Annotated in this window: 6 protein-coding genes; 4 read left to right on the forward strand and 2 right to left on the reverse strand. The window is 67.4% G+C overall.

All coding sequences use genetic code 11. The features are described from left to right. Positions 1–153: 153 nt before the first annotated feature. Positions 154–1,104, reverse strand: a complete 951-nt coding sequence (locus tag ACRDSQ_RS26600) for a hypothetical protein (RefSeq protein WP_431424728.1) — start codon at positions 1,102–1,104, stop codon at positions 154–156. Positions 1,105–1,165: 61 nt separating this feature from the next. Continuing rightward, positions 1,166–1,507: a DUF1844 domain-containing protein gene (locus ACRDSQ_RS26605; protein WP_431424729.1), complete on the reverse strand. Its 342-nt coding sequence runs from the start codon at positions 1,505–1,507 to the stop codon at positions 1,166–1,168. A 47-nt stretch (positions 1,508–1,554) separates the two neighbouring features. On the opposite strand from ACRDSQ_RS26605, the gene ACRDSQ_RS26610 reads away from it, so the two are divergent. The 4 genes from ACRDSQ_RS26610 to rplT all read left to right on the forward strand — a co-directional run bounded on the left by ACRDSQ_RS26610 (position 1,555) and on the right by rplT (position 3,462). Further along, positions 1,555–1,830 carry a helix-turn-helix domain-containing protein gene (locus ACRDSQ_RS26610; protein ID WP_431424733.1) on the forward strand — a complete coding sequence of 92 codons (276 nt, stop codon included), beginning with the start codon at positions 1,555–1,557 and terminating at the stop codon, positions 1,828–1,830. Between the two features lie 299 nt (positions 1,831–2,129). After that, positions 2,130–2,732, forward strand: a complete 603-nt coding sequence (infC, locus tag ACRDSQ_RS26615) for a translation initiation factor IF-3 (protein WP_431424734.1) — start codon at positions 2,130–2,132, stop codon at positions 2,730–2,732. A gap of 85 nt (positions 2,733–2,817) precedes the next feature. Beyond that, positions 2,818–3,012: a 50S ribosomal protein L35 gene (gene rpmI / locus ACRDSQ_RS26620; protein ID WP_187223199.1), complete on the forward strand. Its 195-nt coding sequence runs from the start codon at positions 2,818–2,820 to the stop codon at positions 3,010–3,012. A gap of 60 nt (positions 3,013–3,072) precedes the next feature. After that, positions 3,073–3,462, forward strand: coding sequence for a 50S ribosomal protein L20 (rplT, locus tag ACRDSQ_RS26625; RefSeq protein ID WP_431424731.1), 390 nt, complete (start codon positions 3,073–3,075; stop codon positions 3,460–3,462). The last annotated feature ends 32 nt before the right edge of the window (positions 3,463–3,494 follow it).

Raw genomic sequence — 3,494 nt, forward strand, 5'->3', positions numbered from 1 at the left:
CCTCGACTCTGGCCGACTCCACCAAGTAGTAGTAGGTCTGCCCACCTTGACGCTTACCCACGATCGACGGCATATCTAGGTAATACACCATGCGGGAACCAAACCCAAGCACCGCAACGGAAGACACACCAACCAGTCACATAAGGGGGAAACTCAGGCTAGATGGCCCCTGATCGGGGCGAGCGCGAGCGCGATGCCCACGGCGAGCCCGGTCAGGATCAACAGCCAGGCCGTCGAGCTCAACCCGGGGCCCCGTTCGCTCATGTCCTCGTTGATGTCGATGAACACGACGTAAGGACTCACCGTCACGGCGCCTGCCACCAAGGCGCCGAGCGTGAGCGCGCTGAGGGCCAGGCGTGGTCCGGCCCACGCGGCGACCGCGACGACGGCCGCCGCGACCAGCAGGGCTACGGAGCCTTCCTGCCGCAAACGCGCGGGAAGGTCCTCAAGGGCGTCGAGGGGCAGCGGCAGAACCCAGGACATGACGACGAAGGCGAGCGGGAGGAGGGACGCCGCCGCCGCCGCCGCGATGACAACACCGTTGGTCAGCCGCGCGTGGCCGCCGCGGAACCGAACGTTCAGGCCCAGCAGCGCCGAGGCGCAGAGCAGCGCCACTCCCGCCATGGCGAACAGGGAAGTGAAGTCCGTGAACCGGTTCCCCAAATCGGCCAGGCCGACGACGTATTGGAGCCCGTGCGTCACGGCCGCCAGACCGGCCACCGCCGCGGCGAGCGCCCGCGAACCCGAGTGGGCGAGCCAACCGGCCGCGCCGAGGACACCGACCAGCGCCGTCGTCCCCACGGGGCTCGCCAATATGACGACCACCGCGCGGTCGGTGGTGGTGGTCGCCAGCAACCCGACGAACAGGGCGCAGAGGGACTCGGCGACCAGCACCCACCGCCATCCCTTGTCCGGCCACCGCCAGATCACCGCGAGGGCCGCGAGAGCGGCCACCGGAACCGCGAGGCCGAGCATCCAGGGCATCGATCGGTCGACCACCGTTATCCGCGACGTGAACAACGGCAGGGCGATGGCCGGAAGGACGAGCAGGGCGGTCCAGACCAGGACACGGGTCCTCGGGGTCCGAGCTTCGACTGTGGTCACCCGCGAAAGCTAGACGCTGCTCCGCGTCTCCGTGTTCGCCGTTGCCGACTCGTGACTGCGGTCAGTAAACCGGGCCGGTGAACTTCTCCCCAGGACCCTGACCAGGCTCGTCGGGGAACGCCGACGACTCACGGAACGCGCGTTGCAGCGACTGCAGACCGTCGCGGATCGGCCCGGCGTGCGGCCCGAGGTACTCGACCGAAGCGGTCACCAGCCCCGCGAGCGCGGTGATGAGCCGCCGCGCCTCGTCCAGGTCACGGTGCGGGCTGCTCTCCGGATCGGCGTCTGCCAGCCCGAGACGCTCCGCCGAGGCGGACATGAGCATCATCGCGGCCCGGCTGATCACCTCCACGCTGGGAATACTCGCCAGGTCCCGGTCGTTCTCCTCGAGACTTTCGTTCACCAGGATCTCCCGTGGTTTTGTCGGTGGTGGTCGCTAGTTTGATCGGCATGTCCCGGTTCCGGCTTCAGCCGACTCCCGCTCAGGAGCGAGTGTCGCTGGAGCATTGCGGGCATGCCCGGTTTGTGTGGAATCTCGCAGTGGAGCAGCACGCCCACTGGAGCCCTGGGCGCCGAGCTGGGCCGGGCTTCGCCTGCGACGCTGATGTGAACGCTGCGGTGAATGTTCTTTTCGCGGCAGGGCATGCCGTGACTGCACGGGGAGGCCCACCGTTGGGTGGGCCGGAGAACCGTGAACCTCAGCGCGACCTCCTCCTCGTGCGGTAGTCGCTGTTGGAATCCCCGGCCTCTGGCAGGGGAGGGTGTCAAGCTCTGGTACGATTCCACGTGCGACCAGCCCCCGTTAGCGCGGGGGCGGCAAAGTGGAGCCCCCGCTCCCACCCGAGTCACCGCGAGGCGGCCGGGTCCGGTCACTGAAAACCACCGTTCATCCGGTGTGTTGTTGGTGTACTCGACGGTGTCTGACGACGCCAGTGTCGAGGATCGGTCGGAAGCGGGCCCCGCATGCCATCAGGCATCGGGGCTCGATGTAGTTCAGGGGACCTCACTCGCGCGCTGTCATATCACTGGACCGAGGAGGCCCCATCAGCACGGAGACACGCATCAACGACCGCATCCGCGTGCCGGAAGTCCGACTTGTCGGACCCAACGGCGAGCAGGTCGGAATCGTCCGCATAGAGGACGCCCTCCGTCTGGCGCAGGAAGCGGACCTTGATCTCGTGGAGGTCGCACCTCAGGCGCGCCCGCCGGTATGCAAGCTCATGGACTTCGGAAAGTTCAAGTACGAGAGCGCGCAGAAGGCCCGGGAGTCCCGGCGCAACCAGGTGCTCACCGTCATCAAGGAGCAGAAGCTCCGGCCGAAGATCGATTCCCACGACTACGAGACCAAGAAGCGCAACGTCGTTCGCTTCCTCGAGCACGGGAACAAGGTCAAGGTCACCATCATGTTCCGCGGCCGCGAGCAGTCCCGCCCCGAGTTGGGCTTCCGACTGCTGCAGCGGCTCGCCGAGGACGTGCAGGAGCTGGGCTTCGTCGAGTCGTCCGCCAAGCAGGACGGCCGAAACATGATCATGGTGTTGGCGCCGCACAAGAACATCAAGCCCAAGCCCAAGGCGACCGAGGGCGCGGACTCCGACGAACTGAGCGACAGCTCGACCGAGGAGCCCTGACCGGTCCACCGGTCGACGTACGCCCCGATTGGCTGCCGCCCCGAGTGCCACCCAGGCTCGGGACGGCACGAGACGAGGAATCAACATGCCGAAGATGAAGACCCACTCCGGGGCCTCCAAGCGAGTCCGCGTCACCGGTAAGGGCAAGCTCCGCCGCCAGCAGGCGGGCCTTCGCCACAAGCTGGAGAAGAAGCCCACCTCGCTGACCCGCAGGCTCTCCGGCACCGCCGAGGTCGCGAAGGTCGACGAGAAGCGCCTCAACCGGATGCTTGCTCGCTAAGACACCCCCGAATGCCCACCGGGCGGATCACTCCGCCCACTAGATCGACAGGACGGAACCGTGGCACGCGTCAAGCGGGCGGTCAACGCCCAAAAGAAGCGCCGCACGACTCTCGAGCTCGCCAGCGGTTACCGCGGCCAGCGCTCGCGGCTGTACCGCAAGGCCAAGGAGCAGGTGCTCCACTCGCTCAACTACGCCTACCGGGACCGTCGGGCCCGCAAGGGTGACTTCCGCAAGCTCTGGATCCAGCGGATCAACGCCGCCGCGCGCCAGAACGGCATGAGCTACAACCGCTTCATCGAGGGCCTCCGGGTCGGCGGTGTCGAGGTCGACCGCAAGATCCTGGCCGAGCTCGCCGTGAGCGACCCGACCGCGTTCACCGCGCTGGTCGAGATCGCCCGCGCGAACGCGGGCACGCAGGGCAAGACCGAGGCAGAGGCTGCTTCCTGAGCATGCGCTCACAGCGACCCGGGGTGGAGCCG

It is taken from the genome of Actinokineospora sp., from assembly GCF_050699995.1.
Lineage (GTDB): Bacteria > Actinomycetota > Actinomycetes > Mycobacteriales > Pseudonocardiaceae > Actinokineospora.

Excerpts from the sequence above, each read along its gene's own strand:
- ACRDSQ_RS26610 (WP_431424733.1), top strand. The coding sequence starts at position 1,555 with ATGTCCCGGTTCCGGCTTCAGCCGACTCCCGCTCAGGAGCGAGTGTCG.
- rpmI (WP_187223199.1), top strand. The coding sequence starts at position 2,818 with ATGCCGAAGATGAAGACCCACTCCGGGGCCTCCAAGCGAGTCCGCGTC.